Here is a 2,590-nt window from a genome sequence, read left to right on the forward strand (position 1 = left end):
GCCCAACAGCTGAGCCCCGACATGATTCGTACGGCATTGGCCAACAGCGCTGTGACCCTTGCCCCAGACCTCGATACCCAGGATGGATTAGACGATTTAGCCCACATAGTGGGTTTCAAACTGCGGGTCATGCCTTCTGGTTCTGATAAATCAGCCGAGGAAATAGCCGCCCAGATTACCCAGGTAATCGCCGAGTTTCAGGTTGAAGATTCGAGCGACATTACCCGCCCTGTCTGGGACGACGATCTATCCGTCAGCAGCCTCCTTTTTACCCCCGATAACTTTGCAACAGCTAGTAACAATTTTCCTTGGACACAAACCAAAAATCCAGGGGAAACTTTAAAAGACGAAACAAACTCTTAGCAATCTGTTTTATTTCTAGTCAACTAAAATATTCTTAACAATAGGCTGAGCTATGGCTGTCAGTCTCCCTTAGAAAAATTCAGTTAACCCCATAGTCCAAACGTTATCGCTACGGTTGAAGGCTTACTCCTAAGGAGGTCTGTACACAGCTTAAATCTTTAAGTAGAGGCTAAGATCCTTTTTTATCAATGGATTCAGCAAAAATATTATTTTTGTCTTTTGTTCTAGTTTTTACCTAATTGAGAGCTAAAAAATGATTTTGGCTAAATATATTTTATTTTCAGCTTTCAAGGATTCTTAGTGATTTTTTAGGCCTTATTAAGAAAATAAGCTTTGATTTTTTAGGTTAAGTATTTTTCTACCCCCTATCCAATAACCCACTTCTTCTCCACAATGACCCACAGACATGGTCGCTGAGACCACCCATCAAAAGGAGACAACGAGCGTGAAACTCTCGGTCTACGGAAAAGGCGGCATTGGCAAATCCACCACCAGTTGCAATATCTCTGTTGCCCTTGCCAAACGCGGCAAAAAAGTACTGCAAATCGGCTGTGACCCCAAACACGACAGCACCTTTACCCTCACGGGCTTTTTAATTCCCACCATTATTGACACCCTGCAGGAACGGGATTACCACTACGAAGACATCTGGCCTGAGGACGTGATTTACCAGGGATACGGCGGTGTCAGCTGCGTTGAGGCTGGTGGCCCTCCGGCTGGAGCTGGCTGTGGTGGCTATGTCGTCGGTGAGACGGTCAAGCTGCTCAAGGAGCTGAATGCCTTTGACGAGTACGATGTGATTCTATTTGACGTACTGGGTGACGTGGTCTGTGGCGGATTTGCCGCGCCGCTAAACTATTCTGACTACTGCATGATCGTCACTGACAACGGCTTTGACGCGCTATTTGCCGCTAACCGGATTGCGGCGTCGGTGCGCGAAAAGGCCCGGACCCACCCGCTTAAGCTAGCCGGTCTGATCGGCAACCGCACATCCAAGCGCGACCTGATCGACAAGTACATTGAAGCGGTACCCATGCCGGTGCTAGAAATTTTGCCCCTGATCGAAGATATCCGGGTGTCTCGGGTTAAGGGCAAGACCATGTTTGAGATGGCAGAGACCGATCCGGCCCTGGAGCCCGTGTGTCAGTACTATCTGAACATTGCCGACCAGCTGATCGCTCAGCCTGAGGGTGTCGTACCCAAGGATGCCGCCGATCGTGAGCTGTTCTCCCTACTGTCGGACTTCTACCTCAATCCGCCTGAAGCAGCGACTCCCCAGAAAAATGAGATGGACCTAATGATGGTCTAAGTCTCTATTGGTAAGACTTTTTCGGTCAATCTGAACGGCTGCTACTTGTTTATTTGCGTTGAGTTTCTCAAAAGACTGGCCATTCTGACGCTGAGGTGCTACATTGCTGCGTGCCTATTCATTTTTAGAAACAGTCTCAAGCTATGGCCTTTTTTGAGAATTTCACCACCTCCATCCGCGATAAGTGGTTGAACTATGTGCAAGACAATCGTGCCTGGTTAGAGCTACAGATGAATAACGTCTCTGTTAGGACTCCTGACGGTGGACGTCGTCCATCTTCGTTACTGATCCTGGGTGTGATTAATGCCATAGAACCCAAACTATCCAACCTGATGGTGCCGTTTTACAAACTCAACTCTGATGAGGATGCTCTAGTCGAGGTGCTGGGACTCAATTTTGACCCAGAAATGGCCTTGGACGGAAATGGCGACGTTGGTCCCACCTTAGATGCATCCCCCGGTGATGAAGATACTCCTCTATTAGAAGGGTTAGACGGTCTTTAAGGTAAACAAGTAACAACCATCGGATTACCCGGCGAACAATAGCTGCATACGCTGGCTGAGTCAGTGTCAATACTGTTCCAAGGACTTTAATCACGATGACAACAACTGCAAATACCCCCTCTCTTGATTTTGATTGCGACACGGGCAACTACCATACGTTTTGCCCCATTAGCTGTGTGGCATGGCTGTATCAAAAAATTGAAGACAGTTTCTTTTTGGTGATTGGCACCAAGACCTGTGGCTATTTCTTGCAAAATGCCATGGGGGTGATGATCTTTGCTGAGCCTCGCTACGCTATGGCTGAGCTAGAAGAGGGCGATATCTCAGCCAAGCTGAATGACTATGAAGAACTGAAGCGTTTGTGTTTGCAGATTAAGCGCGATCGCAACCCCAGCGTCATTGTTTGGATCGGCAC

The 2,590-nt window shown here is 47.8% G+C and carries 3 protein-coding genes and 1 pseudogene; all 4 read left to right on the forward strand.

From position 1 onward, the window contains the following. Positions 1–363 (forward strand): hypothetical protein (locus IQ260_RS29680; RefSeq protein WP_193996649.1); only part of this gene is annotated, 363 nt, incomplete at its 5' end. Positions 364–808: 445 nt separating this feature from the next. After that, positions 809–1,672 carry a ferredoxin:protochlorophyllide reductase (ATP-dependent) iron-sulfur ATP-binding protein gene (gene bchL, locus IQ260_RS29685; RefSeq protein WP_322745080.1) on the forward strand — a complete coding sequence of 288 codons (864 nt, stop codon included), beginning with the start codon at positions 809–811 and terminating at the stop codon, positions 1,670–1,672. A 143-nt stretch (positions 1,673–1,815) separates the two neighbouring features. Next, positions 1,816–2,175: a DUF5331 domain-containing protein gene (locus tag IQ260_RS29690; RefSeq protein WP_193996651.1), complete on the forward strand. Its 360-nt coding sequence runs from the start codon at positions 1,816–1,818 to the stop codon at positions 2,173–2,175. Positions 2,176–2,270: 95 nt separating this feature from the next. Next, positions 2,271–2,590 (forward strand): annotated as a pseudogene (locus IQ260_RS29695) (ferredoxin:protochlorophyllide reductase (ATP-dependent) subunit N); the annotation flags it as partial.

Origin of the sequence: Leptolyngbya cf. ectocarpi LEGE 11479 (assembly GCF_015207065.1) — a bacterium.
Lineage (GTDB): Bacteria > Cyanobacteriota > Cyanobacteriia > Phormidesmidales > Phormidesmidaceae > Leptothoe > Leptothoe ectocarpi.

Coding starts and splice junctions, on each gene's coding strand:
- IQ260_RS29690 (WP_193996651.1), top strand. CDS start 1,816: ATGGCCTTTTTTGAGAATTTCACCACCTCCATCCGCGATAAGTGGTTG.